The organism is Polaribacter sp. BM10 (assembly GCF_002005425.1).
Taxonomy (GTDB): Bacteria; Bacteroidota; Bacteroidia; order Flavobacteriales; family Flavobacteriaceae; genus Polaribacter; species Polaribacter marinaquae.
In genome coordinates this window covers 413963-440390 of record NZ_CP019704.1, presented here as the reverse complement: position 1 = coordinate 440390, position 26428 = coordinate 413963, and the positions used below count along the sequence as shown (strand labels likewise).

Genomic DNA, 26428 nt, shown 5'->3' with positions numbered 1-26428 from the left:
GTATTTTTACAACATGGATTTTAAATTAGTTTCAAACTTTTCTCCTACCGGAGATCAACCACAAGCAATAAAAGAATTATCAGAAAGTGTTAATGCTGGCGAGAAATTTCAAACGCTATTAGGTGTAACAGGTTCTGGTAAAACATTTACAGTTGCAAATGTTGTAAAAGAGGTCAAAAAACCTACTTTGGTTTTGGCTCATAACAAAACTTTAGCAGCACAATTATACTCTGAGTTTAAACAATTTTTTCCTGACAATGCAGTAGAGTATTTTGTTTCTTACTATGATTATTATCAACCAGAAGCATATATTCCGGTAACCGGAACTTATATAGAAAAAGATTTATCTATAAATGAAGATATCGAACGGTTAAGACTAAGCACCACCTCTTCCCTACTTTCTGGCAGAAGAGATGTTTTAGTAGTAGCCTCAGTATCTTGCTTATATGGTATTGGTAATCCAACGGAATTTAAAAAGAATGTTATTCCTATTCAAGTAGGTCAACAAATTTCTAGAACAAAATTTTTACATCAATTAGTACAAAGTTTATATTCTAGAACAGAACACGAAATTAAAAGCGGTACATTTAAAGTCAAAGGAGACGTTGTAACTATATATCCGTCTTACGGCGATAACGGGTATAGAATTCATTTTTTTGGTGATGAAATTGAAGAAATAGAACTTTTCGATTTAGAAAGTAATTCTGTTATAAACTCTTTTGAAGAATTAAGTATTTATCCTGCAAACTTATTTGTTACTTCTCCGGATGTTTTACAAAATGCCATTCATCAGATTCAAGAAGACATGATGAAACAGGTAGATTTTTTTAATGAAATTGGTAAACACTTAGAAGCTAAACGAATCAAAGAAAGAACAGAATTCGATTTAGAAATGATTCGAGAATTAGGATATTGTTCTGGTATCGAAAATTACTCAAGATATTTAGATGGACGAGAACCTGGTACAAGACCTTTCTGTCTTTTAGACTATTTTCCTAATGATTATTTAATGGTGATTGATGAAAGCCATGTTACCGTGCCGCAAACTCATGCAATGTATGGAGGAGATAGAAGTAGAAAAGAAAATTTAGTTGAATACGGGTTTAGATTACCTGCCGCAATGGACAATAGACCTTTAAAGTTTGAAGAATTTGAAGCTATTCAAAATCAAACAATATTTGTATCTGCAACTCCAGCAGATTACGAACTTCAAAAAACAGAAGGGGTTTTTGTTGAGCAAATTATAAGGCCAACAGGATTATTAGATCCACCAATAGAAGTAAGACCAAGTTTAAATCAAATTGATGATTTAATCGAAGAAATTCAAATAAGAGTTGAAAAAGATGAACGTACTTTGGTTACTACTCTTACCAAAAGAATGGCAGAAGAATTAACAAAATACCTAACTAGAGTTAGTATTAGGTGTAGATATATTCATTCTGATGTTGATACTCTAGAACGTGTTGAAATAATGCAAGACCTGCGTAAAGGGTTATTTGATGTTCTTATTGGCGTAAACTTATTAAGAGAAGGACTAGATTTACCAGAAGTTTCTTTAGTTGCTATTTTAGATGCAGATAAAGAAGGATTTTTAAGAAATGTAAAATCGTTAACACAAACCGTTGGTAGAGCTGCAAGAAATGTAAATGGTTTGGCTATAATGTATGCTGATAAAGTTACTAAAAGTATGCAAAAAACTATTGATGAAACCAATAGAAGAAGAGAAAAACAAATAGCATACAATATCAAGAACAACATCACACCTACTCAAATAAATAAAAAAATAGACGATACTTTATCAAAATCTGCAGTATCAAGTTATCATTATGACAACGCAAAACAAGTTGCCGCAGAGCAAGATTTACAATATTTACCTAAAGAAGAAATAGAGAAAAGAATTCGAGATAAAAGAAAAGAAATGGAAGCTGCAGCTAAAAATTTAGATTTTATTGTTGCTGCTAAATTACGTGATGAAATTGCAGTTTTAAAGGAGAAAATTTAATTCATTAAAACTTTACTAATAAAATACTTTTCAACATCATAAAAATAACCCATAGTTTTTTTTGTTGAAGAAACATTTTCTTCTAATAACAAGAAACTATTTTCTTGTTCGCAAGCAACTAAAGCTCCTAAAGTAGCACAAAAAGTTAGTGCTTTGATTTTTGTGTAATAATTTTTCATTCTAGGGTAAATTTTATATTATTTTATCTAAAAATAAAATATACTACTCCTATCCTGTACTCTCTGAGAGTGATACTAAATTAACTATCAAAACATTTACAATGTTATATAAATTCGTATTTTAAAAAAAATTAATAAACCTTTAAAATTATTCAATACTTCTTCTTAACCTTAAAATACTATCAATTAATTTACCCGCTTTTCGTTTATAAATAGAATCGTCTTTTTGCGTGAATTTATTTTTAGCAACGCTATTAACTCTTGCATTATTTAAATACTTCAATTGTTTTTGGAGCTTAGAAACAATTTGCTCTACATTTAAAGTTATTTCAAATTCTTCTCCTAACTTATTTAAACTTTTATTAAGCTTACTCAATTGTAAATTATATTTTTTCTCTTGAGAATTAGACCACTTTTTTAGTTCTTTTAGCTTATCTCTTCTTTTGCTTAAAGCATTAATTTTAGCTTTAATTTTTTTAATTAACACTGTATTATCCTGAAAAACTCTTATAGAATTAGAATGTCTCAAAAATAAATCATTGGCTTGTAATGTTGCTGTTTGTAAAAAAAACGGCAACATTACAATAGCAAAAAATCTTATTTTAAATGTCATAGTTTAAAAATACAATTTAAAATATGAAATAAAAAAAACGTCTCAATAAAATTGAGACGTTTTAACTAAATATATTTTTTTAAGAATTAAGCTTCTAAAACTTCTTGAACCTTATCAGCTGCTTCTTGAAATTCTATCGCAGAAATAATTTCCATACCAGAATTGTCAATTAATTCTTTTACTTCTTTAGCATTTGTACCTTGTAATCTACAAATAATTGGCACAGTAATTTTATCTCCATATTTTTGTAAGCATCAACAATAACCTGTTCTTCTCTGTCACAACGTTAGATACTGAATGTAGTTTCTGCTCTTGCAGCATATAAAGTAACCCTAATTTTAAAATGAGTAAAATTTCAGACTCAAAAAAATATGTTTAAAAACATTTTTCTCTATTTAAAAGAAAAAAACACAAAACAAAACAACCACTCGAGCGAGTGGTTGTTATAGTAAAAATAATTTATATTATGATGTAAACAAATATAATTAAATATTTTCGTTACTATCTATTTTTAGGTTTGTTAGTCCATAAATTATTTTTCCATCTAATATCAGCATATCCTCCTTTACATCTATAAGCTCCCATTCTTATTTTTGTATCTAATGGATTTGAAGGATAGCCATTTACAGTTTGTCTAGATATTTTATGAGAATTAGAAGAACCATTAATATTATAATCTATATAATGATTATTATTGGAAGTAAATCTAGAAGTAACATTAAAACTAAATTCACTATTTCTATAAACACTAGTAATATATATTAATCTCCTCCCATTTGGTCCAGAACCTCCTCTTTTGTTTATAAGTTCAGCATAAATATGATACATCCCTGGATAACCACTTGAATCAAGCCAAACTGCACCACCATTATTAATCGACCCTCTGTTGTATCTAGCTGGTTTAGCAATAAATAACATGATGGCTGGATCAGGTGATCCACCGCCACCTGTATGTTTTCCTTTTACTTGCGCAATATAAGTTCCATTTTCATCTCTCATATCAGAAGGAGCATAAGGAGAGCTCGACATATTCTTAATACCTGAATTAAGGATTTTTACTGTACCACTAACAGTTAAAGACGCTCCGTTAGAATAACCGATAGTTCCTGTAGTTCGCTCTATTCTAGTTTGTAAACTTCCATTTCTATTTCCGCTATTTAATTGATAAACTCCAAAGTTTCCCGATTGGCCATAATCATAGGAACAACTTCTATCATCAACAAATTTACTTATACCAGCATTTTTATCTGAATAGACATTCGGTATAACAAAATTTAAATCATTAGTCTGACAATCTCTACCTTGACGAGCTTGAAGGTCTACTTCATTAACTTCTTCTAATTTTAAATTTTCTTCATCTAAGAAGATGTTTTCATTCTCTTGCTCACAAGAAGTAAATACTCCCAATGATAATGCTAAAGCTAGCGCTTTAACTTTAATGTTAGAATTTTTCATATTATATTAATTTGGTTAGTTAAAAGATGAAAATAATCTACATCTAGTCCCAAACTATCCTGCACTAACATGAAATATAATTTTTTATAATCTTTTGAATTTAAAAAAATACATAAGCTATTACTTAGCAACACTTTAAATAACTTTTTATTAATTTAATCATTTTAATAAAAGTATTGAAATAATCTATTTATGAATTTTATAATTTACTCTAAAAAAAAACGTCTCAATAAAATTGAGACGTTTTAACTAAATATATTTTTTTTAAGAATTAAGCTTCTAAAACTTCTTGAACCTTATCAGCTGCTTCTTGAAATTCTGTAGCAGAAATAATTTCCATACCAGAATTGTCAATTAATTCTTTTGCTTCTTTAGCATTTGTACCTTGTAATCTACAAATAATTGGCACAGTAATTTTATCTCCCATATTTTTATAAGCATCAACAACACCTTGTGCTACTCTGTCACAACGTACAATACCACCAAAAATATTTACTAAAATTGCTTTTACGTTTTCATCTTTTAAGATGATACCAAATGCAGTTTCTACTCTTGCAGCATCTGCAGTACCACCAACATCTAAAAAGTTTGCAGGCTCACCACCAGATTCTTTAATTAAATCCATAGTTCCCATTGCTAAACCAGCTCCGTTTACCATACAACCAACGTTACCGTCTAAATCTACATAATTTAAACCAGCAGCTTTCGCTTCTACTTCTATTGGGTTTTCTTCTCTTAAATCACGCATTGCTGCATAATCTTTATGTCTATATAATGCATTTTCATCTAAAGAAACTTTAGCATCTACTGCCATAATTTTAGAATCAGATGTTTTTAATACAGGATTGATTTCAAACATAGAAGAATCTGATTTGATGTAAGCAGTATACAAAGCTGTAACAAACTTTGTCATTTCTTTAAATGCAACACCAGATAATCCTAAATTAAAAGCAACTTTACGTGCTTGAAAAGGCATTAATCCTAATAATGGATCTACTTCTTCTGTAAAAATTAAGTGCGGAGTTTCTTCTGCAACAGTTTCTATATCCATTCCACCTTCTGTAGAATACATAATCATGTTTTTACCTGTTGCTCTGTTTAATAAAACAGACATATAATATTCATCTGGCTCTTCATCACCTGGATAATATACATCTTCTGCAACCAAAACTTGGTTAACTAATTTACCTTCTGCAGACGTTTGAGGCGTAATTAACATCATTCCTAAAATATCATCAGAAATACTTTTAACTTCGTCTAAGTTTTTTGCCAACTTAACACCACCACCTTTACCACGACCACCTGCGTGAACTTGTGCTTTAATTACGTGCCAACCTGTACCTGTGTCTTCAGTTAGTTTTTTTGCAGCTGCTACTGCTTCTGCTGGAGTGTTTGCAACAATTCCTCTTTGAATTCTAACTCCAAAACTATTTAATATTTCTTTACCTTGATATTCGTGTAAGTTCATTTTGTGAATGTTTTTAACAGAAACAAAAATACAAATTCATTGGTTATAACTGCAATCTTTTAAATAAAAAATATCTATATATTTCTTTAAGATTTTTTTAACACCTCTTATTTGTAACACTTCTAAAAAAGTAAAGTCTTTACTATAATTAACACAATTTTATGAACCGAGTCTCTAAAGGTTAGATACTTTCGCTTTGTATTTAAACGTAAATCAACCAAAATCAAATGTTTAAAAGAATTTTATTAGTTAAATTAGTACTATTTTCTGTCTTAATTTCACAAGCTCAAAACAACAAAAATAGAAAGACAGTTACTACACATAGAGTTACAAAAGCTCCAAAAATAGACGGGTTATTGAATGATGAAGCTTGGCAAAATGCCGAAATATTATCAGATTTTGTAATTTTTAGACCAGACAATGGTAAATTAGTTTCTTCTGAATACCAAACATTTGTAAAAGTAGCTTATGATGATGATGCCGTTTATATTTCTGCACAATTATTAGACCCAGATCCAGAAAATATTCCGCAAGAATTTGCTGTTAGAGATAATTTTAGTCAAGCAGATTTTTTCTTAGTTACTATAAACCCCAATGACGACGGTCAAAACCCATTTGAATTTATAGTTCAAGTCACCGGTAATCAAGGAGATGCAAAAGTATCTAACGGTAATGAAGACTTTAATTGGAGTGCCGTTTGGGAAAGTGCTACAAAAATAACAGATAAAGGCTGGAATGTAGAAATTAAGCTACCTTATAGAGCCATAAGATTTGCAAATAGACCTGTACAATCTTGGGGTTTTAATTTTCATAGAAGATTAGAAAAATTAAACGAACAACATACTTGGACGCATATTGATAATTCTGTTGGAAGATGGACTCAATATGATGGTTTAATAGAAGGTTTTAAAAATATAACTCCCCCAACTAGATTAAATTTGTATCCATACGCTTCTGCAACCTCTGTTAGTTTTGATGGTGAAACAGAGTATGATTACAGTGTTGGTATGGACCTAAAATATGGTTTAACAGACAATTTTACTTTAGATGCAACCTTAATTCCAGATTTTAGTCAGGTTGGTTTCGATAATGTTGAATTAAATTTAGGTCCATTCGAACAACAATTTACAGAACAAAGACAGTTTTTTACAGAAGGTACAGAGCTTTTTAATAAAGGAAATTTATTTTATTCTAGGAGAGTTGGTGGAAGACCAATAGATCAATTTAATGTAGCATCAAACTTAACAAAAGAAGAAAATTTTGATGCAAACGGAAGACGAGTTAACGAAGAAATAACAGATTATCCTGGTAAAGTTACTATGTTGAATGCTATTAAAATTTCTGGACGAACTAAAAGCGGATTAGGAATTGGTTTTTTTAATGCAATTACAGAAACTACAGAAGCAACCATTAGAACAACTACAGAACAGATGTCTGGCGGAACTACAACAAGTACTGTTTCTACTAGAAAAGAAACTACAAATCCGTTTTCGAATTACAACATCATGGTTTTAGATCAACAGTTTAATCAAAACTCTACGGTTACTTTAATCAACACAAATGTTACTAGAGATGGTAGATTTAGAGATGCAAACGTTACGGCTTTAGATTGGCATATAGAAACTAAAGACAGTAAATACAATGCAGATGGTTCTTTTAAAATGAGTAATATTTCTGATGACATCAACAACCAGAACACAGGTTATACTTTTGATAATAGCTTTGGATACAATTCTGGACATTGGAATTGGGAAATTGGCTATAATTTTGAAAATAAAGATTTTAACCCAAATGATTTAGGTATTTTGTTTTCTAACGACCAGCAAGCAATTTATGGTAGTGCAGGTTGGAGAACTTTACAACCAACTAAAAAATTTAATAATTACAGTTTTAATTTTTACAATCAAGTTAATTTTCAGCATTTCTCTGGCGCCTATACCGGTTACGAAGCTGGCTTAAATGCAAACGCACAAACTAAAAAACGTTTTACTTTTGGTAGTAATTTAAACTACGGATCTAAGAATAGAGATTATTTTGAACCAAGACAAGGTACAACTAGCGGCGTTTACTTTCAAAGACCAGAAAGAATGAATGTAAATGGTTGGATTTCTACAAATTCTCAAAAGAAATTAGAAATTAATGCTAACGGATATTTTACAAATTTCACAAATCATCCGCAGCAATCTTATGGTGTTAGTATTAGTCCGCGTTATCGTTTTACAAATCAGTTTTCTCTTCAATATCGATTAAATTATAACAAAACTAAAAACGATCAAGGATATGTAGACGAAGTAAATAACAATATTGTATTTGGGCAAAGAGATAGAAAAAGTTATACAAATACAATATCTGGTAAATACAGTTTTAGCACAAATTCATCATTATCTTTAAGTTTTAGACATTATTGGAGTGATGTTGCATACAATAGCTTTTACAATTTAAATAGCGATGGAAGTTTAGCTGATAATAACAATTATACTACAAACGATTTAAATTTTAATAGTTGGAATTTAGATTTAAACTACTTCTGGCAATTTGCTCCAGGAAGTCAATTAATAGTATTTTACAGAAATTCTATCTTTGATTCTAACAATAATTCTGGATTAAAATTCTTCAAAAACTTAGATAATTTATTTGATCAACCACAACAACACACATTATCTGTAAGGTTTGTATATTTTATCGACTATAACCGTATAAAAAATATTTTTAGCTAATTAGTTACAATATTATTTAAGATTTGAATTTGAAATCAGAAACGCCCATAAGTGTTTCTGATTTCTTTTTTATACATTCGTTTTAAATTTGAAGAAATATGATAATTGGGAAAAATATTCATAAATATTATGATGATGTTGAAGTTTTAAAAGGAGTCGATTTACATGTAAAAAAAGGAGAAATTGTTGCAATTGTTGGTCCTTCTGGTGCTGGTAAAACCACTTTACTACAAATTTTAGGTACTTTAGACAAACCTTTAAAAGAGCAAGATTTCGAATTATCAATAAATAATATTTCTTTAAAAAACTTATCTGATAAAGAGCTATCTTCATTTAGAAACAATCATATTGGTTTTATTTTTCAATTCCACCAACTTTTACCAGAGTTTACAGCACTAGAAAATGTGTGCATTCCTGCGTTTATAGGAAATAAGTCTAAAAAAGAAACAGAAACCAAAGCTTTAGAAATTTTATCTTTTTTAGGTTTAGACCATCGAGTAAACCACAAACCTAGCGAGCTTTCTGGAGGAGAACAACAAAGAGTAGCCGTAGCAAGAGCCTTAATTAATAATCCATCAGTAATTTTGGCTGATGAACCAAGTGGAAATCTCGACAGTGAATCCGCAAAAAATTTGCACGAATTATTCTTTAAATTAAGAGATGAATACGGCCAAACGTTTGTTTTGATAACGCATAACGAAGATTTAGCAGAAATGGCAGACAGAAAATTAACAATGAAAGATGGTAAAATCATTTAATTTTGTAACATCTAACTCTATCGAAACACTAATGTAGTAAACCATACTATGAAAGAAACTTTTTTAAACTTAATCGACTACATTAAAAACCCTGTTTTAGAGAAAGATTTAAATACCGATACAAAATATCGATTTAAGATATTTTTACATTTATTAGTTATTAGTATTGCTACAGGTTTAGTAATATCGCCAATTTTTGTAATTTTAGATGAAATAGGTTTTGTAAACATGGATAATCATAAGATTGATGATATGTTTAAAAACTTAAGCTTATTTCAAATTTTATTAACCGGCGGAATTATAGCACCTGTAATAGAAGAATTAATATTTAGAGCCCCCATAACATCTTTTAAAAAACCAGCTTCTTTTAAAATCGGTTTTTATGTTTTTGCCGTTTTATTCGGTTTGGTACATTTAACTAATTTTGATATTACACCCAATGTCTTAATTGCGGCTCCATTACTTGTTTTACCACAAATTATATTGGGAGCATATTTTGGATTTATCCGAGTTAAATTTGGCTTAATTTGGTCTATGTTATTACACGGTTGCTATAACAGTATTCTAATGATTATAGGTTTTGGATTCGAATAACATGAATAAAAAAGTATTAAAAGAATTTTTAGACGAAAAGGTTGTTCTATACAACAATCCTAATTTTATTGAGACAGACCCAATACAAATACCTCACTTATTTAGCAAAAAAGAAGATATTGAAATTTCAGGTTTTTTAACCGCAATTATTTCTTGGGGCAATAGAACCATGATTATTCGAAATTCGAATAAAATGATGGAAATGTTAGATAATGCACCACATGATTTTATTATAAACCACACAAATAACGATTTAAAAGGATTAGAAAATTTTGTACACAGAACTTTTAATCATATAGATTTAACACAATTTATAAAGTCTTTACAGAATATTTACCAAAATCATGGTGGATTAGAAAACGTCTTAAAAATTGATGATAATTCGAATACTTACCAAAATTCTATTCATCAATTTAAACAAGTTTTTTTTGAAATCGAACATCAAAATAGAACCTTAAAACATATTTCTGATCCCTTAAAAAATTCTGCGGCAAAACGTATTAATATGTTTTTAAGATGGATGGTTAGAAACGATAAAACAGGTGTAGATTTCGGGCTTTGGCCAACCCATAATCCTGCTAATTTATCTTGCCCATTAGATTTACATTCTGGCAATGTTGCAAGAAAATTAAAGCTACTTTTAAGAAAACAAAACGATTGGAAAGCCGTTGCAGAATTAGATAAAAATTTAAGAAAGTTAGATAAATTAGATCCTGTAAAATACGATTTTGCGTTGTTTGGTTTAGGCGTTTTCGAAAAGTTTTAATTAGTAATTAACAAGAGTTTTTTAATCGTAATTTTTGTAATAAATTTATATTTTTAAAAATGAATATTTACTGTATAGATGCAATTTAAAAATCCAGAAATTTTATATTTTTTAGCACTACTAATTATACCAATAATTGTACATCTTTTTCAGTTACAAAAATTCGTTAAAATACCATTTTCAAATGTTGCTTTTCTTCAAAAAATTCAGCAACAAACACGTAAGAGTTCTCGCATAAAAAAATGGCTCATATTAACCACAAGAATGCTTTTATTTACCGCGATAGTTTTTGCTTTTTCACAACCTTATTTTAGCAACAAAAATATTGATAAAAAACAGCATAATTTTATTTACTTAGACAATTCTTTAAGTACAAATACTAAAGGAGAGAAAGGAGATTTATTAAAAGTTGCAGCACAAGAAATTATTAAAAACTCTAGTTTAAAAAGCTCTTACAGTTTATTAACAAATTCTAATTTTTACGAAAAAATTAGCAGTAACGAGTTAAAAAATGTACTTTTAAAAGTAGAAAAAACTACAAAAAATTTAGATTTAGAGAGTGTTTTATTAAAATTAAACCTAAACAATAAAAATAAAACAAACACTTTAAATAAAAATATATTAATATCTGATTTTCAGAACACTTACAAAAACGAGTTTACAAATGTAACACAAGAATTATCGCTAATTCAGCTACAATCTAGCAAAAAAAATAATATTTCTATAGACAGTGTTTTTATCAGCAATAAAAATAACAACAACTTTACAGTAAATGTTGTTATCAATAACATTGGCACCAAACAAAACAATGTACCAATTGCACTTTTTAACAAAGACATTTTAGTTAGTAAGCAAACCTTCCCTATTAAAGAAAACTCAAAAAAAACTATTACTTTTACAGTAAAAAATTCTTTAGATTTTTCTGGAAAAATAACCATTACCTATAGCGATACTTTTGGTTTTGACAATACTTATTATTTCACACTAAACAATAACCAAAAAACCAATATTCTTTCGATAGGAAACAGCGCTAAGTTTTTACAAAAAATTTATACTGAAAATGAGTTTAATTTCTCAGAAAAATCATTACAAAATGTAAATTATAACGCGTTAAAAAATCAGCAATTAATTATCTTAAACGAGTTAAAAGAAATACCAGAAATACTAAAAAACAGTTTAGAAGATTTTCTGAAAAACGGAGGGAATTTAGTAATTATTCCGAACCAAAAAACAAACATTTCTTCTTATAATTTATTTCTTAAAAATTTAAAAATTGGCTCGATTAAAAACATCAAAAAAGACACCTTAAAAATAACTTCAATTAATTTTAAACATCCAATATTTGAAAATGTTTTTTCAAAAAATATTTCAAATTTTCAATATCCTTCAGTAAACAACCACTACCCTATTACTGGAAATATTTCTTCGATAATTTCATTCGAAAATAACACACCATTTATTTCAAAATTTATAAATAAAAACATCTACTTTGTATCAAGTTCACTCGATAAAAATAGCAGTAACTTTATAAATTCACCGTTAGTTGTTCCTGTATTTTACAACATTGCAAAAGCTAGCTTTTCGTATCCAAAATTAGCTTACAATTTAAATGAAGAAAACAAAATTGAAGTAAAAGTTAAAGCAAGTAAAGATGAAATTCTATCAATTACAAGTAAAAAATCCTCTTTTATTCCTTTACAACGAGCTTATCAAAACAAAGTTGTCATCAATACAACAGAACAACCACAAGAAGCTGGTTTTTATCAAATAAAAAAACAAGATTCTATAATTAAAGAACTTGCTTATAACAATCCTAAAGAAGAAAGTTCATTACAATTTTTAAATCTTAATGATTTAAAAGAACTAAAAAACATCAGTACTTATAATTCTATAAAAGATGTTTTTACAGAAATTAATAAAAATAACGAAGTTCAGTGGCTTTGGAAATGGTTTTTAGCCTTGGCAATTGTATCTTTGTTATTAGAAATTTTTATTCTAAAATTCTATAAACCATGATTACGCTTATAAAATCGGCAACAATTATAGACGCTTCGAGTTCTTTTCATAACCAAAAAAAAGATGTTTTAATCGAAAACGGAGTTATCAAAAAAATAGAAGACACTATTGACTCTAAAGACAATTACACCATAGTAAATAAAGATAATTTGCATATTTCTTGTGGATGGTTTGATACAAGTGTTTCTTTTGGAGAACCGGGATTCGAAGAAAGAGAAACCATAGAAAACGGCTTAAAAGTTGCTGCGAAAAGCGGCTTTACAGCAGTTGCCGTAAACGCCAACTCAAATCCGGTTATAGACACAAAAACTTCCGTAGAGTTTTTAATAAATAAAGCAAACGGTTCTGCTACCAATTTATATCCTATTGCGGCTTTAACTGCAAAGAGTAAAGGAATTGAAATGGCAGAATTATTCGACATGCAACAATCTGGTGCTATTGCCTTTGGTGATTATAAAAAACCAATTGCTAATGATAACTTAATGAAAGTATCATTATTATATGCTCAAAATTTTGATGGTTTGGTATTAAGTTTTCCTAAAAATTTAGCTATCGCAGGAGAAGGTATCGCAAATGAAGGCATAAACAGTACTAAGTTAGGATTGAAAGGAATCCCAGCATTAGCAGAAGAATTACAAATTGCTAGAGATTTATTTTTATTAGAATATACTGGCGGTAAACTTCATATTCCTACAATTTCTACAGAGAAATCTTTGCAATTGATAAAAGAAGCTAAAAAGAAAGGTTTACAGGTTACATGTAGTGTTTCTGCACATCATTTAATACTTTCTGATGACGAATTACACGGTTTTGATAGTAATTTTAAAACAAATCCACCGTTAAGAACTAATCAAGATTGTAAAGCTTTGCAAAAAGGTGTAAAATCTGGAGTTATTGATATTATTACCTCAGATCACAACCCGATTGATATTGAACATAAAAAAGTAGAATTTAGCGAAGCTAAAGATGGTACAATTGGTTTAGAGAGTTTATTTGGCGCTTTAAATTCTGTTTTAAGCATATCAGATTTTATTGAAAATATCACTTCAAAACCAAGAGAAGTTTTCGGAATTAAACCAACTTCTATTGCTGTAGGAGAAACGGCCGATATCTCATTTTTTAATCCGGAAGAGAAAAATGTATTTACTAAAGACGCAATTTTATCAACATCAAAAAACAGTGCTTTTTTAAATAAAAATCTAAGAGGAAAAGTTTACGGAATCTTTTCTAACAACCAACTAATTTTAAATAAATAATGGAAAATCATACTGTAAAAGAAGGAAAAACAATGGCAATTATTAGCCATTTATGGATTATAGGATTGTTAATTGCTTTCTTTGTAAATAATAACAACAAAAACTTTTTTACAAGTTTTTACATTAGACAAAGTTTAGGTTTAAACTTAATTCAAGCTTTTAATGGATGGGTTGTTTATGAATTTATTGGAGCTACTGCTGGCGCAATACTTGGCTTTATCCTTTTTGTTTTTTGGATAATTTCTTTAATTGGCGCTATTAAAGGAGAAGAAAAACTTGTTCCTTTTATAGGAGAGAAGTTTCAAGAATGGTTTCAAAATATTTAAAAAATTCACCAAATGAGTAATTTAAATTACGTTGTTAGAGAACCAAAAATTAACATAGAAAAACCTTCTCTTTTAATTTTACTACATGGTTATGGCAGTAACGAGCAAGATTTATTTTCTTTTGCCAACGAGTTACCAGATAATTTATTAATTGTAAGCGCACAAGCACCTATGTCTATGGGATTTGGTGGTTACGCTTGGTATTCTATTAATTTTGATGATAAAAATGGTAAATTTTCTGATTTAAAAGAAGCCAAAGAATCTATTGATAAGATTGCCGTTTTTATCGATGAGATTAAACTAAAATACAATACTAATACAGATAAAACATTTTTATTAGGTTTTAGCCAAGGTGCCATATTAAGCTACTCTTTAAGTTTCTTTTTCCCTAATAAAGTTCAACACGTTATTGCTTTAAGCGGGTATATAAATACTGAATTATTACCAGAAAGTATTTCATCTGAAATTAAAACGGATTATTATTGCTCTCACGGTTCTGTTGATCAAGTTTTACCCGTAGAATGGGCTAGAAAATCGAAACCTTTTTTAGATAATTTAGGTTTTAAAAATGATTATTCAGAATACAATGTTGGTCATGGTGTTGCGCCTCAAAACTTTTTTAGTTTTAAAAAGTGGATTGAAGAACGCTTATAATCTTATTTTTAAAACAAAACTTTTATGCATAATTTCACCTTTAATCATATTGCTATTTCTATAAAAGATGTTACAACATCTATAGATTTTTATCAAAAAGTATTAGGTTTAAAAGAAATTGAAAACACTGCTTCAAACTCTAATACAAGATGGCTTTCTTTAAATGAAGGCAGGCAATTACATTTAATTCCTAGACCAAATTTAGAAGTTAAAACTAATAAAGCAGTTCATTTTGCTTTGTCTACAGCACAATTTGATGCATTTATTTCACATTTAAACGATTTAAATATTGAATATTCTGATTGGAAAGATACACCTACAAAAGATTATTTAAGAAAAGATGGCATTAAACAAATTTATTTTCAAGATCCTGATGGTTATTGGATAGAAATTAATAATGATGTTTAAAAAAGTTGATACAACGTTGTAACTAAAATTCCTTTATTATCTTTAAGAGTAACAGACACTAATTCTTTTTCTGATTGCACCTTCAAATTAAAAGGTGGTGCTAATAAATTAATTCCGCTCTTTTTTTTCATTCTAATTCCTTGACCAGAAATAATATCTTTATTGGGCTCAAAATCACCTAAAGGTAAATGCTCAGTTAGAATTATATATTTATAACTATTTAATTTTTGAACAATAACTTCTACTTCTTTATTACACAGATGCTGTAATACTTGCCTAATAATTGCACAATCTGCATTAGGTAAATCATCTTTAGCAATATCCAAAGTAAAAAAACTTAAATTTTTAAAACTAAATTTTTCTTTATTATAATTGATTAAATCTTCTACTATATCTACAGCAATATAGTCTGAAGTAAATTCTACAAAATGTTTACCAATATTAAAATCTCCACAACCTAAATCACAAACAGAAATAGGCGATTTAAATGATTTAAGAAAAAAACGAACATTTTGAACGTATGGTTTTACGATATATTCTAAATGAGAACCTTCACCAGAATAAAACAAGCCATCTCCTTTTCCCCAAAGATATTTATCATAAACTTGAGTCATAGCTGCTTTTGTAGGCCAAGGTTTTTTATTTTTTCTGTTCATTCTAAATAAATACAAGAATTAGAAATGCATATTTATAATATTTAAATATAGTATTAAAGTAAAATCATAAAAATATATTTTCTTTTAAACTACCTTTGCAAAAAAATATTACATGCAATTTTCTAAGTTTTCATTAAATAATTCAATTTTAAAAGCTGTTTCAGAAGAAAGGTTTCACACTGCAACCCTGGTTCAAGAAAAAGCAATTCCGTTAATTTTAGATAAAAAAAATGTAATCGTTTCTGCAAATACAGGTACAGGTAAAACAGCTGCTTTTGCACTACCCATTTTAGAACTTATAACAAAAGAAACAGAGAATTTAGAAACTGAAAAAAAGAAAATAAAATCTGTTATTCTAACTCCAACAAGAGAGTTAGCGATTCAAATTTTAGAAAATTTTGAAAGTTTTGGCAAATACACAAACAGTAATGCAACAGCTGTATATGGTGGAGTTTCTTTAGAACCTCAAAAAGAAAAACTAGCTTCTGGTGTAGATATATTAATTGCAACTCCTGGTAGGTTAATAGACTTGCAAATGCAAGGAAATATAGATTTAAGTAACGTAGAAATTTTTGTTTTAGACGAGGCAGATTTAATGTTAGATATGGGTTTTATTAACGATATTAAAAAAATCGAAAGCCTTTGCCCTAGAAAAAAACAAACACTATTATTTTCTGCAACTATGCCAGAAAAAATAGTTGAATTAGCTAATGCTACCTTAAAAAATGCAGTTAAAGTAGAAATACATCCAGAAGAAACTACTGCAAAAAACATTGGACAATTATTATATTATCTTCCAAAGAAAAACAAAACAGATCTCTGTTTAAACTTGTTGAGAAATACAATCAATGGAAGAATTATTATTTTTAGGCGTACAAAATTTGGAGTTGATAAATTAGAAAATTCACTTTTAAAAAACGAATATAAGGTTGCTAGTATTCATGGAGATAAAACCCAAGCTACTAGAAACAAAGCAATTGAAGATTTTAAAAACAAAAAAGCACACATTTTAATTGCTACAGATGTTGCTTCTAGAGGCATTGATATTACAAATGTTGACTGTATTATTAATTTTGATATGCCAAATGTACCAGAAACTTATGTACATCGAATAGGTAGAACTGGTAGAGCGGGTAAATCTGGAATAGCATTTTCATTTTGTTCGCCTGACGAAAATGGTTATATAAAATTAATAGAAAACCTAATCGAAAGACCTATTAAAGTGGTTACGGATCATCCGTATGTAATCAACAAACCAAAGCACACAAAAAAACAACCTAATACCATCAGTAAAAATAAAAAAGGTAGAAAATCTGAAGCTTCTAAAAAGAAGAAAAAACGCTGGTATTAAATTTAAATTAAAGCTTTATAAACTTGCTCTTTAAGCTGTTTTGCTGTATATGGCTTGCCAATTACATCTTTAAAACCAATACTTTTATATCGAAAAACATCTTCTTCTGTAGTGTTTGCAGTTAATGCTAAAAAAGGAATTTTAGAGTTATCACTTGCAAATTCATTAGACATTTGAACTAACTGTTCACCTGTAATATTTGGCATATGAATATCTAAAAGAACGATATCAAAAATGTTGTTTTTTAACAATTGTAAAGCTTCATAACCATCTTTTACTAAAGTTAAAGCCACATTTTCAGATTTTAAAATATGAGAAACAATTGATTGATTTAACACATCATCATCTGCTACTAATATTCTTTTGCCTACTAGATTTATGTCGGTAAATTTCTCTGGATTCTGATTTTGAGATTGCTGATTATGCTGCGGTTTTGAAAAAGGAATTTTTACTTTAAATAAAGTACCAGAATTCAGTTTACTTTTCACAGAGATTTCTCCGTTCATTGCCAAAAGTAACTTCTTAACAATAGACAAACCAAGACCAGCACCACCGTATACTCGGTTATCATCTTTATTATTTTGCTGATATTCATTAAAAATTTTAGAGGCTTGTTCTGCCGTCATTCCTCTACCAGAATCTTCAATTAAAAAGTTTAAAAGAACTTTATTTTCTTCTTCTAAATCTATATTTAACTTTAAAGAAATAACTCCTTTTTCAGTAAATTTTAAAGCGTTTGATAATAAATTAGATAAGATTTGATTTACTCGAACATCGTCACCAATTAAAACTTTAGGTATATTTTCATCAACCTCTAAAGCTAAAGTAATTTTGTTGTTTTTATTCTGGAATCTATAATTATCAATAGCATTTTTAGCAATTTCATGAACATTTAATTCGGAATTTACCAAATCTAATTTTCCGGCTTCTATTCTAGATAAATCTAAAATATCGTTTACAATTACTTTAAGATTTTTACCAGATAAAGATAAAAGATTGGCATACTCTTTAACATTATCATTTAAACTTTCATTAGAAATCATTTCAGAATATCCTAAAATAACATTTAAAGGATTTCTGATTTCGTGACTCATCATTGCTAAAAATCGAGACTTTTCTTCGTTTGCTTTATCTGCAATTTTTCTTAATCGATCTAACTCAATATTTTTTTCTGCCAGTTCTCTTTTCACAAAGAAAATATCGTTTCGATTTTGATTTAATTGATCGACGTATTTATAAACATTTGTTCTGTTATGAATTAAAACTGTTATAACCCTACCTGTATTAAACAACTCTAAATCAACATTAAATTCTTGATTATCTGCGTTGATAACCATTCCCTCTAACAGAAACGAAGTATTTTCTTCTAAAGCTTCTAATGTTCCTTCTAAAAAAGGACAGACATCAAAAATACTTTGATTTAAACGAAATTCTGAGATAGCAAATTTACCAGCATCGATATTTAAAATCGCACCAGAAATATTGGTGGTGATTTGTATAAAAACATCTTCTATTTTTGCTGGTATCAAGTAAATTTTATTTTAATGAATTTGCTGCTAACTTTAAAAATGCATTCTCTACGTTTTCATTTTCTTTTGCACTTGTAATTAAATCTATATCTAAAGAAACTTTATTTTTAACTGTTAACAACTCATCTTCTGTTAGTAAATCTTTTTTGTTACCCACAAGGGTTATTTCTTTTAAACCAGATAATTTTTTTACGTTACCAACGTATTCATCTAATTTTAAATATGTTTCTTCTCTGCTTAAATCGAAAACATACATGGCTGCTTTTGCTCCTAAAAAATAAGCTTTGGGTATTTTTTCATCTTCACTTGTTCCTGCAACGTCCCAAATTAAAAGTTTAATTTCTTGATTTTCATAGGATACAATTTTAGAGCTAACCCTAACACCAATAGTGCTTATATAGTCTTCTGAGAATTGATTTAAAACAAATCTTCTAATTAAAGATGTTTTACCAACGCCAAAATTACCAACTAATAAAACTTTTTTAGCTATCATTATTATTAATCTATTAAATGTCTTTCTATTAAGACATTCAGTTTAACTTCATCTGATAAATAATCGCGATCTCTTAAGATAATTTCAGCTAAATTATTTACGTTATCAGACAAATTATCTCTAAATTCATTGTTAATTACTCCTGAAGTTGCAATTGCTATGTATATGGTTTTGAAGTTTTTAATGGTAAGTTGAAAGTTATCGAATCGAATATCTTCTAAATTTTGATTTTCTTTAGAAAACGCTTCTTCTGCAAATGACTTAATGGCTGTTAACATACCAGACACCATATCTTTATCTGCAATATTACCTCGTGTAAAATTTCCCGATAATAAGCCAGAGTCTTTTTCTATGATAAAAACCTCTTCTATTATAGGCTCAAAAACTTCTTGTAGTACATCTTCTGCATCACTCTTTTTTCCTTTAAAAAACCTTTTTAAGATTTCTGTAATCGAGAATTTCTCTGTGATGGTTTTATTAATACTGTCAGACAACTTTGTTATTTCACTAACAATTGCTTTCTTAATAAGTTTACCCATTATTGGGTATAGAGCTTCTACAACCTCATCTTGCGAGTCTCTAATTTGTACTTTTATTGTTTCTGTAATTGTACTTCCAAAATAAGCTGGAAAATTTTTACGAAGATCTTCAATTTTTTCATCTACTAAAGGCGTAACCTTTTCAGATAATTTTTCTTTCTCTAAAATTCTATTACTTAGATCAGAAAACTTATCTCTATCTTCTTCTAATAAAAGTTCTCTGAGCAACTCAAAACGATTGTCTTTTTTGTTATCTACAGTTTCCTTTTTCATCTATTCTTGCAACATCAATGCAATTTTTTCTAAAGCTTTTCCTAATTTTTTTCTATCTGCTTTTTCATCATCTAAATCTGCTAATTTCTTATCTAAATCTTCATTTAAATCTTGAAATTTATGATCCATTAGACTTTCTAAGTCTGCTAATTTATTTTCTAAATTTGCTACAGATTCTCCTAAGTTTTTTTGAGTTTCGTCTCGTAATGCTTTAATTCTGTTAAAAACATCTTCAAACTCAGAATTGTATTGCTGAATATTTTCACCAAAAATTAAGTCTCTTACTGCTGCAATTCTACTATCTTCTACTTGATTAGCTTTAGTTGCTTTGCTATTCTCTGACTTGTTTTCCATCTATATTATTAATTGCGTTGATTTATTTGGCTTATTAAATGAAGCATTTTTTTTGCTTTTATTACCTGTAATAACAAATATACGTTAAAATATAATTATTTAAAATCTAACTTGTTATTTTTAAACCATCATAAGCCAAATAAACATTTGGCGGTAAGTTTTTAGAAACTTCTTCATGAAAACCTAATTTGTGACTAATATGCGTAAAATAAGTTTTTTTAGGCTTAATTTTTGCCACAAAACCTAAGGCTTCTTCTAAGTTAAAATGTGTAGGATGTGCCTCTAATCGTAAAGCATTTACTATTAAAACATCTAAGTTTTTTAGTTTATCAATTTCTGAGGTTTCAATAGTTTTTACATCTGTTAAATAAGCAATATTTTGAATTTTATAACCTAAAATAGGCAAATTACCATGTAAAACCTGTATTGGCGTTACGTTTAAATTACCTAATTTAAAACTTTGATTATCTACAATAGTTGGTTGCACACTTGGTGCACCAGGATATCTGTTTTCTTTAGAAAATATATATTGAAAACGTTGCTCTAAACTTTCTAACGTTCTCTCATTTAAATAAATAGGCATCTCTCCTATTTTATAACAATAAGGTCTTAAATCATCTAAACCTGCTGTATGATCTGCATGTTCGTGGGTAAATAAAACACCTTCTACCAATTGTACATTCTCTCTAAGCATTTGTTGTCTAAAATCTGGACCACAATCGATCACATAAGACGCATCATCCGACGAAATTAATACAGAAGATCGTAAGCGCTTATCTTTAAAATCTTTAGACAAACAAACAGGATCGTTACTTGCTATCATTGGTATACCTTGTGATGTACCTGTACCTAAAAAAGTAATATTTAACAGTTTTTTATCAGTTTTCATTGAAACAAAAATAAGATAAAAATTTACTGATTACACACTTATTTAGTACATTTGTTGCGATAATTAAAAACGAATTTATGGCAATTTCTTTAAAAGGAGATCAAGAAATAAGTAGTGTACCAACAACTAAAAGCAAAGCGCTTAGAATTAACTTAAACTCTGATATTTACGGTACTTTTGCCGAAATTGGAGCCGGACAAGAAACAGCGCGTAATTTTTTTAGATCTGGTGCTGCTTCTGGTACAATTGCAAAGGCAATGAGTGCATATGATAAAGATTTTTCTGATGCTATTTATGGTATCGAAGAAGATAAACGCTATGTTACTCAACCTCGTTTAAAGAAAATGTTACGTCATGAAATCGATTTGATGGAAGATCGATTAAGTAGATCTAAACATCCTGATAAATTATTTTTTAGTTATGCAAATACCGTAACAACTATAGATTTTGCAAAGAAATTTAAAGGTCATGGTTGGGTCGGAATCCGTTTTCAGTTAGATCCTTTAGAGGGATACAACGAAATTATTTTACACTTACGTTTTAAAGAAACAGACGCTCGTTTACAACAAGAAACTTTAGGTATTTTAGGTGTAAACTTAATTTACGGTGCTTTTTACTTAAATGATAATCCGAAAGAATTGGTAAAATCTTTTTACCATAATTTAAGTAACGATCAATTAGAAATTGATATGATTAATTTCTCTGGACCTCGTTTTATGTATGTTGATAACCGTTTAATGAGTTTACAATTACTTAAAAACGGAATGACAAATGCAGTAATGTTTGGCCCAGACGGAAACAACTTATTACCAGCACAAGTATTATACAAAAAGAATATTTTGGCCTTAAGAGGTAGCTTTAGACCAGTTACTAAGGTAAATATGGATATGTTTGAGAAGTCGAAAAAACTTTTCTTCGAAGAAAATAAAGTTGAAGAAAGTAAAACACAAGTTATTTTCGAAATTACCTTAAGTAATTTAAGTGCAGAAGGTAAAATCAACGAAAGAGACTTTTTAGACAGAGCAGAACTACTTTGTTCTCTCGGACAAAATGTAATGATTACTAGTTTTCAGCAATACTTTAAATTGGTAGAATACTTTAGTGAATTTACCAAAGAAAGAATGGGGTTAACTATGGGTGTTCAAAACTTAATTCAAATTTTTGATGAAAAGTACTACAGAAATTTAAGTGGTGGAATTTTAGAAGCATTTGGTAAACTTTTCTATAGAGATTTAAAAGTTTACATGTATCCTTATCACGATCAAGCATCAGGAGAATACATTACCAGCGAGAACTTAAAAGTGCACCCTAGAATGAAAGAATTGTTTAAATTCTTTAAGCACAATGGTAAAGTTGTAGATATTGATGACTTTGATAAAGAAATTTTAGATATTTTTTCTCGTACAGTTTTAAAAATGATTTTAGATGGTAAAAAAGGTTGGGAAGAAATGTTACCAGAAGGAATTCCAGAAATAATTAAGCAAAAAAGATTGTTTGGTTACTCTAGATCTAGAATAGATAAATAATATAGATTAAACCTTTTGTATAAAATTTTGTCTTACTAAAAAACAACCCAATTGAAAGACGAAATTGTTTTAATAGAACAACTTAAAAATGTTACCACTAGAGAAACTGCCTTTAGAGAGTTAATAAAACTCTACAAAGAGCGCTTGTATTGGCATATTCGTAAAATTGTAGTTTCTCATGATGATGCAGACGACGTTTTACAAAACACATTTATAAAGGTTTACAAAAACATCGATAAGTTTAACCAAGAAAGCAAGTTGTTTTCTTGGATGTACAGAATTGCCACAAACGAATCTATTACATTTATTAATAAACGTGTAAAAGACAGAAATGTAGATATCTCTGAAATGCACGAACAATTAGCATCTAGTTTAGAAAGTGATGTGTATTTTTCTGGTGATGAAATTCAGATTATACTTCAAAAAGCAATTGCTACGCTACCACAAAAGCAGCAACTTGTATTTAACATGAAATATTTTGATGAAATTAAGTATAACGAAATGTCAGAAATTTTAGAAACTTCTGTAGGAGCTCTTAAATCTTCTTATTTTCATGCAGTTAAAAAAATAGAAAGCTATATAAAAAATCAAACAGATTAAACCTTTTGTAAATAATTGTGTCTAAAGAGTAATTATGGAAAACAAAATTAAACATAGCGAAGACTTTTTAAAATCGGTAATTAAAAAAAATACTGGTTTGTCTGCTCCCGAAAATTATTTTGAGAATGCAGAAGATAAATTCTCTGCCTTTCTTAAAGAAGAAAAATTTCCGAAAGAAAATGGTTTTTCTATACCAGATAATTACTTTGACACATTAGAAGATTCAATAATAAACAAAGTAATTGTTTCTAAAAAAGGTAAAATAATCTCTTTAAAAGATAAAATAATTAGGTTTATACCAATTGCAGCAGCAGCTTCTGTTGTGTTATTTTTAAGCATCAATTTTTATAATAATTTTAAAACTGATGAAATAAATTTTGACACTTTAGCTGAAGCAGATATAGAAAACTGGGTAATTGAAAATGCAAGTGATATTTCTGATGAAGATTTTGCAGCCTTAATTAATAATGAAGTAAATAACGAAAATGACTTTGCTTTTGCAAGTCTAAACAATACAGATATAGAAGATTACATTATAGATTCTGAAAACACATCTTTATTAAACGAAAACTATTAATAATGAAAAAATACATCTTACTTTTAACAATAATACTTACTTCTTTTAGCAGTATAGCACAGCATACTAAAGAAAGTAGAAAAAAAATTAAAGCTTTAAAAACAGCTTATTTAACAGAGGAATTACAGCTTACTTCTAGCGAGGCAGAAAAATTTTGGCCTTTATACAACAAACACGAAGAAAAGATAGATTTTCTTAGAAATAAAGGACGTATAGAATACAAGAAAAAAATTAAAGAAGCAGGCGATTTAAGCAAATTAGAAGAATCTGATGCAAAAAAACTAGTTTTATTAAGACTAGAGTTAGAAAACGAAATGGCCTCAGAAAAAGAAGATTTTAACACTAAAGTTTCTAAGTTTTTATCTTACAGAAAAATAATGAAACTTCATATTTCTGAAAGAGAATTCGCTAGAAAGTTAATGAGAAAATATGGTAAAGGAAGAAGTAAAAAAGAATAATAAAAACTTTATACAAATTAAAAAGAGGCTTTAAAGCCTCTTTTTTTTATTTCTTAAGTAAATTCATACATATTAAAAGTTCTGGTTTATTTGCTGTAAAACCTCTTAACCAAATTACAAGTTCGTTAATTTCGTACGGCAATAGTCTGTCTAAACTTTTTTGTAATTCTTTGCAAAAAAGATCTGAATTAAAGCTAACTTTTTTTAAAACCGTTTTCGTATATTCAAACATTGCTCTAGCCATAATTTAATAATATTTAAAGTTTTAACGTTAATAATTCATTTTTAGTATAACTAACCAAATTTAATAAAAAAACCATCAACAGAAATGTTGATGGTTGTTAAAAAATATCTAAAAAAATTAAGATTAAATCTTATTAATTTTAGCGATTAAATCGTTGGCTCTTGTTTCTAACTCTGCACTTACTTGCTTGTAATGTACTTTTTTGTTTTCTACACCTTTTGCGTTAATTTTTCCAATTAAATCGTCAAAAGTGTTTATAGTTTCATCTATAACTGCCTCTACTTCTTTATTCTCTCCTTTAAGATCAACTTTTTCAGAAGCGTATCCAATAATATCTCCTAAAGTATAGTTAATATCTTTTTTTAAGTTTTTTATGCTTGCCATAATTTATTTATTTTAAAGATGCAAAGTTAATTGTTTTTATCTAATTGACTCTGAAATTCTTCAAAAAATAAACCAATATGATAACCATCTACCAGAGCATGGTTTACAGAAATAGCAACTGGCATTTTTATTTGATTATTTTCTGTAAATGTTTTACCAAATGCTAGTTTAGGTATACTATCATTCTTAACGCCAGATACGGGTTCTTTTTGACTTGTAAAAGAAAACCACGGCAATGCAGAACAATAGATACAATCATCAGAATTTATAGGAGGAAACAATTCTTGTGAATTTAAAATTCTTTCCTTTTCCTTAAGAAAGTTATCGTTAAAATTTTTAAAAATTTCATCAAAATAAATATAAGAAAAACCAAATGTATGATCTTCTCGAGCTATTGTTGCAGATGCATTAATTACATCATGAATAGCAATTTTATCTTCTTGAATTCTATATTTAAAATTTTCAATAGAATTTAACGCGACTAAACATGCGTGCAAATACATTGCAAAAAAAGATGCTTTTTTTTCTTTAGACAATTTTAAGGTATTTGTAACATCAACATTTACTGTAACCGAAAAAAAAGGATCTTCTAAACTTTTAAAATGTTGAAAATGCTGTTTTCTGTTCCAAGAATCTATGTCTAAATACTTCATAAAAAATTTTGTAAGTCTGTAATTTTAGAAATTGTTTTATAGCTTGCATCGTTTTTTTCTTCGGATGTAACTTCTTCATGCTCCCAAGTTGTATGAAAAGGAATATGAATTGCAGATGCACCTAAAGCAACTAAAGGCAAAACATCAGACTTTAAAGAATTACCAATCATTAACAATTCTGATGGTTCTACTTCTAGATGTTTCATCAATTTTAAATAATCTTTTTCTTTCTTATCGCTCATTACTTCGATATGATGAAAATATTTTAGAAGATTCGATTTTTCTAATTTTTTTTCTTGATCTAATAAATCACCTTTTGTAGCAACTATCAATTTATACTTGCCTTGTAAATTACTTAACACCTCTTCTACTCCGACTAATAATTCTATAGGTTGTGCCAACATTTCTTTACCAATATCTAGTATTTTTTCGATGGTTTTTTGCGGTAACTTGTAATTAGATAATTCTAATGCACACTCTACCATCGATAAAACAAAGCCTTTTATGCCGTAACCATAAATTTCAAGATTTTTAATTTCTGTTTTAAAAAGCTCTTGATCTATTTTATTTTTAGTTTCGTATTTAGATATTAATTCAGCAAAAGTTTCTTCTGCCTCTCTAAAGTAAGTTTCATTTACCCACAGAGTATCATCAGCATCAAATGCGATTACTTTTATATTTTTAAACATA

The 26428-nt window shown here is 28.4% G+C and carries 29 protein-coding genes and 1 pseudogene; 15 read left to right on the top strand and 15 right to left on the bottom strand.

Going from position 1 to position 26428, the window contains the following annotated elements; all coding sequences use genetic code 11:
* The first annotated feature begins 13 nt into the window (after positions 1–13).
* On the top strand, positions 14–2002 hold the full coding sequence (uvrB, locus tag BXQ17_RS01890) for an excinuclease ABC subunit UvrB (protein ID WP_077809001.1): 1989 nt from the start codon (positions 14–16) through the stop codon (positions 2000–2002).
* On the opposite strand, the gene BXQ17_RS01885 is transcribed toward uvrB, so the two are convergent.
* The 5 genes and pseudogenes from BXQ17_RS01885 to sucC (BXQ17_RS01865) all read right to left on the bottom strand — a co-directional run bounded on the left by BXQ17_RS01885 (position 1999) and on the right by sucC (BXQ17_RS01865) (position 5717).
* Entirely contained in the window at positions 1999–2181 is a 183-nt protein-coding gene (locus BXQ17_RS01885) for a hypothetical protein (RefSeq protein ID WP_077809000.1), read from the bottom strand. The genes uvrB and BXQ17_RS01885 overlap by 4 nt on opposite strands.
* A 148-nt stretch (positions 2182–2329) precedes the next feature.
* Complete coding sequence (locus BXQ17_RS01880) at positions 2330–2794, bottom strand: hypothetical protein (protein WP_077808999.1); 465 nt, start codon at positions 2792–2794, stop codon at positions 2330–2332.
* Between the two features lie 86 nt (positions 2795–2880).
* Positions 2881–3086: pseudogene (gene sucC, locus BXQ17_RS01875) on the bottom strand (succinate--CoA ligase subunit beta); the annotation flags it as partial.
* A 209-nt stretch (positions 3087–3295) separates the two neighbouring features.
* Positions 3296–4201: a hypothetical protein gene (locus tag BXQ17_RS01870; protein ID WP_149025847.1), complete on the bottom strand. Its 906-nt coding sequence runs from the start codon at positions 4199–4201 to the stop codon at positions 3296–3298.
* A gap of 319 nt (positions 4202–4520) precedes the next feature.
* Complete coding sequence (gene sucC / locus BXQ17_RS01865; RefSeq protein ID WP_077808997.1) at positions 4521–5717, bottom strand: ADP-forming succinate--CoA ligase subunit beta; 1197 nt, start codon at positions 5715–5717, stop codon at positions 4521–4523.
* Positions 5718–5944: 227 nt separating this feature from the next.
* On the opposite strand from sucC (BXQ17_RS01865), the gene BXQ17_RS01860 reads away from it, so the two are divergent.
* The 9 genes from BXQ17_RS01860 (at position 5945) to BXQ17_RS01820 (ending at position 15212) form a co-directional block, all read left to right on the top strand.
* Positions 5945–8434 (top strand): DUF5916 domain-containing protein, encoded by a 2490-nt coding sequence (locus BXQ17_RS01860; RefSeq protein ID WP_077808996.1) that lies wholly within the window; start codon positions 5945–5947, stop codon positions 8432–8434.
* A gap of 98 nt (positions 8435–8532) precedes the next feature.
* Positions 8533–9192, top strand: coding sequence for an ABC transporter ATP-binding protein (locus BXQ17_RS01855; RefSeq protein ID WP_077808995.1), 660 nt, complete (start codon positions 8533–8535; stop codon positions 9190–9192).
* A 48-nt stretch (positions 9193–9240) separates the two neighbouring features.
* The gene (locus BXQ17_RS01850; protein WP_077808994.1) at positions 9241–9786 is read left to right on the top strand and encodes a CPBP family intramembrane glutamic endopeptidase; all 546 of its coding nucleotides are present in this window, start codon (positions 9241–9243) and stop codon (positions 9784–9786) included.
* A 1-nt stretch (position 9787) separates the two neighbouring features.
* Positions 9788–10552 carry a TIGR02757 family protein gene (locus BXQ17_RS01845; RefSeq protein ID WP_077808993.1) on the top strand — a complete coding sequence of 255 codons (765 nt, stop codon included), beginning with the start codon at positions 9788–9790 and terminating at the stop codon, positions 10550–10552.
* 78 nt (positions 10553–10630) lie between these two features.
* Complete coding sequence (locus tag BXQ17_RS01840) at positions 10631–12568, top strand: BatA domain-containing protein (RefSeq protein ID WP_077808992.1); 1938 nt, start codon at positions 10631–10633, stop codon at positions 12566–12568.
* Positions 12565–13824: a dihydroorotase family protein gene (locus tag BXQ17_RS01835; RefSeq protein WP_077808991.1), complete on the top strand. Its 1260-nt coding sequence runs from the start codon at positions 12565–12567 to the stop codon at positions 13822–13824. Before BXQ17_RS01840 ends, BXQ17_RS01835 begins: the two co-directional genes overlap by 4 nt.
* Positions 13824–14150: a hypothetical protein gene (locus BXQ17_RS01830; protein WP_077808990.1), complete on the top strand. Its 327-nt coding sequence runs from the start codon at positions 13824–13826 to the stop codon at positions 14148–14150. Before BXQ17_RS01835 ends, BXQ17_RS01830 begins: the two co-directional genes overlap by 1 nt.
* Positions 14151–14162: 12 nt before the next feature.
* Complete coding sequence (locus BXQ17_RS01825) at positions 14163–14804, top strand: alpha/beta hydrolase (protein ID WP_077808989.1); 642 nt, start codon at positions 14163–14165, stop codon at positions 14802–14804.
* 24 nt (positions 14805–14828) lie between these two features.
* On the top strand, positions 14829–15212 hold the full coding sequence (locus BXQ17_RS01820) for a VOC family protein (protein WP_077808988.1): 384 nt from the start codon (positions 14829–14831) through the stop codon (positions 15210–15212).
* On the opposite strand, the gene BXQ17_RS01815 is transcribed toward BXQ17_RS01820, so the two are convergent.
* Positions 15209–15868: a class I SAM-dependent methyltransferase gene (locus BXQ17_RS01815; RefSeq protein WP_077808987.1), complete on the bottom strand. Its 660-nt coding sequence runs from the start codon at positions 15866–15868 to the stop codon at positions 15209–15211. The two genes, BXQ17_RS01820 and BXQ17_RS01815, sit on opposite strands and share 4 nt — an antisense overlap.
* 112 nt (positions 15869–15980) lie before the next feature.
* On the opposite strand from BXQ17_RS01815, the gene BXQ17_RS01810 reads away from it, so the two are divergent.
* Positions 15981–17219 (top strand): DEAD/DEAH box helicase, encoded by a 1239-nt coding sequence (locus tag BXQ17_RS01810; RefSeq protein WP_077808986.1) that lies wholly within the window; start codon positions 15981–15983, stop codon positions 17217–17219.
* Positions 17220–17221: 2 nt separating this feature from the next.
* Here BXQ17_RS01810 and BXQ17_RS01805 read toward each other — a convergent pair whose 3' ends face one another.
* From BXQ17_RS01805 to BXQ17_RS01785, 5 genes are all read right to left on the bottom strand, one after another.
* A complete protein-coding gene (locus BXQ17_RS01805) occupies positions 17222–18748 on the bottom strand; it encodes an ATP-binding protein (RefSeq protein WP_077808985.1) in 1527 nt (508 codons plus the stop codon).
* A gap of 7 nt (positions 18749–18755) precedes the next feature.
* Positions 18756–19241 carry a Rab family GTPase gene (locus BXQ17_RS01800; RefSeq protein WP_077808984.1) on the bottom strand — a complete coding sequence of 162 codons (486 nt, stop codon included), beginning with the start codon at positions 19239–19241 and terminating at the stop codon, positions 18756–18758.
* A 5-nt stretch (positions 19242–19246) separates the two neighbouring features.
* Entirely contained in the window at positions 19247–20053 is an 807-nt protein-coding gene (locus BXQ17_RS01795; protein WP_077808983.1) for a hypothetical protein, read from the bottom strand.
* Positions 20054–20407, bottom strand: coding sequence for a hypothetical protein (locus BXQ17_RS01790; RefSeq protein WP_077808982.1), 354 nt, complete (start codon positions 20405–20407; stop codon positions 20054–20056).
* 106 nt (positions 20408–20513) lie between these two features.
* Positions 20514–21296: an MBL fold metallo-hydrolase gene (locus BXQ17_RS01785; RefSeq protein WP_077808981.1), complete on the bottom strand. Its 783-nt coding sequence runs from the start codon at positions 21294–21296 to the stop codon at positions 20514–20516.
* A 77-nt stretch (positions 21297–21373) separates the two neighbouring features.
* On the opposite strand from BXQ17_RS01785, the gene BXQ17_RS01780 reads away from it, so the two are divergent.
* Genes BXQ17_RS01780 through BXQ17_RS01765 form a run of 4 tightly spaced genes read left to right on the top strand, consistent with a single transcriptional unit; the run spans position 21374 to position 24457 of the window.
* A complete protein-coding gene (locus tag BXQ17_RS01780; protein ID WP_077808980.1) occupies positions 21374–22822 on the top strand; it encodes a nicotinate-nucleotide adenylyltransferase in 1449 nt (482 codons plus the stop codon).
* 51 nt (positions 22823–22873) lie between these two features.
* Positions 22874–23422, top strand: coding sequence for an RNA polymerase sigma factor (locus BXQ17_RS01775; RefSeq protein ID WP_077808979.1), 549 nt, complete (start codon positions 22874–22876; stop codon positions 23420–23422).
* 34 nt (positions 23423–23456) lie between these two features.
* On the top strand, positions 23457–23999 hold the full coding sequence (locus BXQ17_RS01770) for a hypothetical protein (RefSeq protein WP_077808978.1): 543 nt from the start codon (positions 23457–23459) through the stop codon (positions 23997–23999).
* 2 nt (positions 24000–24001) lie between these two features.
* A complete protein-coding gene (locus tag BXQ17_RS01765; protein WP_077808977.1) occupies positions 24002–24457 on the top strand; it encodes a hypothetical protein in 456 nt (151 codons plus the stop codon).
* A gap of 46 nt (positions 24458–24503) precedes the next feature.
* Here BXQ17_RS01765 and BXQ17_RS14615 read toward each other — a convergent pair whose 3' ends face one another.
* From BXQ17_RS14615 to BXQ17_RS01745, 4 genes are all read right to left on the bottom strand, one after another.
* Positions 24504–24701 carry a hypothetical protein gene (locus BXQ17_RS14615; protein WP_077808976.1) on the bottom strand — a complete coding sequence of 66 codons (198 nt, stop codon included), beginning with the start codon at positions 24699–24701 and terminating at the stop codon, positions 24504–24506.
* Positions 24702–24824: 123 nt separating this feature from the next.
* Positions 24825–25085: a hypothetical protein gene (locus tag BXQ17_RS01755; RefSeq protein WP_077808975.1), complete on the bottom strand. Its 261-nt coding sequence runs from the start codon at positions 25083–25085 to the stop codon at positions 24825–24827.
* 26 nt (positions 25086–25111) lie between these two features.
* Entirely contained in the window at positions 25112–25738 is a 627-nt protein-coding gene (locus tag BXQ17_RS01750) for a chloramphenicol acetyltransferase (protein ID WP_077808974.1), read from the bottom strand.
* A complete protein-coding gene (locus BXQ17_RS01745; RefSeq protein WP_077808973.1) occupies positions 25735–26427 on the bottom strand; it encodes an HAD family hydrolase in 693 nt (230 codons plus the stop codon). Before BXQ17_RS01745 ends, BXQ17_RS01750 begins: the two co-directional genes overlap by 4 nt.
* Between the last annotated feature and the right edge of the window lies 1 nt (position 26428).

Bases quoted from the DNA above. Each gene is read 5' to 3' on its own strand.
- BXQ17_RS01850 (WP_077808994.1), top strand. From the start codon at position 9,241: ATGAAAGAAACTTTTTTAAACTTAATCGACTACATTAAAAACCCTGTT.
- sucC (WP_077808997.1), bottom strand. From the start codon at position 5,717: ATGAACTTACACGAATATCAAGGTAAAGAAATATTAAATAGTTTTGGA.
- BXQ17_RS01795 (WP_077808983.1), bottom strand. From the start codon at position 20,053: ATGAAAAAGGAAACTGTAGATAACAAAAAAGACAATCGTTTTGAGTTG.
- BXQ17_RS01790 (WP_077808982.1), bottom strand. From the start codon at position 20,407: ATGGAAAACAAGTCAGAGAATAGCAAAGCAACTAAAGCTAATCAAGTA.
- BXQ17_RS01745 (WP_077808973.1), bottom strand. From the start codon at position 26,427: ATGTTTAAAAATATAAAAGTAATCGCATTTGATGCTGATGATACTCTG.
- BXQ17_RS01810 (WP_077808986.1), top strand. From the start codon at position 15,981: ATGCAATTTTCTAAGTTTTCATTAAATAATTCAATTTTAAAAGCTGTT.
- BXQ17_RS01820 (WP_077808988.1), top strand. From the start codon at position 14,829: ATGCATAATTTCACCTTTAATCATATTGCTATTTCTATAAAAGATGTT.
- BXQ17_RS01825 (WP_077808989.1), top strand. From the start codon at position 14,163: ATGAGTAATTTAAATTACGTTGTTAGAGAACCAAAAATTAACATAGAA.
- BXQ17_RS01770 (WP_077808978.1), top strand. From the start codon at position 23,457: ATGGAAAACAAAATTAAACATAGCGAAGACTTTTTAAAATCGGTAATT.
- BXQ17_RS14615 (WP_077808976.1), bottom strand. From the start codon at position 24,701: ATGGCTAGAGCAATGTTTGAATATACGAAAACGGTTTTAAAAAAAGTT.
- BXQ17_RS01785 (WP_077808981.1), bottom strand. From the start codon at position 21,296: ATGAAAACTGATAAAAAACTGTTAAATATTACTTTTTTAGGTACAGGT.
- BXQ17_RS01750 (WP_077808974.1), bottom strand. From the start codon at position 25,738: ATGAAGTATTTAGACATAGATTCTTGGAACAGAAAACAGCATTTTCAA.
- BXQ17_RS01800 (WP_077808984.1), bottom strand. From the start codon at position 19,241: ATGATAGCTAAAAAAGTTTTATTAGTTGGTAATTTTGGCGTTGGTAAA.
- BXQ17_RS01880 (WP_077808999.1), bottom strand. From the start codon at position 2,794: ATGACATTTAAAATAAGATTTTTTGCTATTGTAATGTTGCCGTTTTTT.
- BXQ17_RS01840 (WP_077808992.1), top strand. From the start codon at position 10,631: ATGCAATTTAAAAATCCAGAAATTTTATATTTTTTAGCACTACTAATT.
- BXQ17_RS01765 (WP_077808977.1), top strand. From the start codon at position 24,002: ATGAAAAAATACATCTTACTTTTAACAATAATACTTACTTCTTTTAGC.
- BXQ17_RS01835 (WP_077808991.1), top strand. From the start codon at position 12,565: ATGATTACGCTTATAAAATCGGCAACAATTATAGACGCTTCGAGTTCT.
- BXQ17_RS01815 (WP_077808987.1), bottom strand. From the start codon at position 15,868: ATGAACAGAAAAAATAAAAAACCTTGGCCTACAAAAGCAGCTATGACT.
- BXQ17_RS01780 (WP_077808980.1), top strand. From the start codon at position 21,374: ATGGCAATTTCTTTAAAAGGAGATCAAGAAATAAGTAGTGTACCAACA.
- BXQ17_RS01855 (WP_077808995.1), top strand. From the start codon at position 8,533: ATGATAATTGGGAAAAATATTCATAAATATTATGATGATGTTGAAGTT.
- uvrB (WP_077809001.1), top strand. From the start codon at position 14: ATGGATTTTAAATTAGTTTCAAACTTTTCTCCTACCGGAGATCAACCA.
- BXQ17_RS01860 (WP_077808996.1), top strand. From the start codon at position 5,945: ATGTTTAAAAGAATTTTATTAGTTAAATTAGTACTATTTTCTGTCTTA.
- BXQ17_RS01755 (WP_077808975.1), bottom strand. From the start codon at position 25,085: ATGGCAAGCATAAAAAACTTAAAAAAAGATATTAACTATACTTTAGGA.
- BXQ17_RS01885 (WP_077809000.1), bottom strand. From the start codon at position 2,181: ATGAAAAATTATTACACAAAAATCAAAGCACTAACTTTTTGTGCTACT.
- BXQ17_RS01830 (WP_077808990.1), top strand. From the start codon at position 13,824: ATGGAAAATCATACTGTAAAAGAAGGAAAAACAATGGCAATTATTAGC.
- BXQ17_RS01845 (WP_077808993.1), top strand. From the start codon at position 9,788: ATGAATAAAAAAGTATTAAAAGAATTTTTAGACGAAAAGGTTGTTCTA.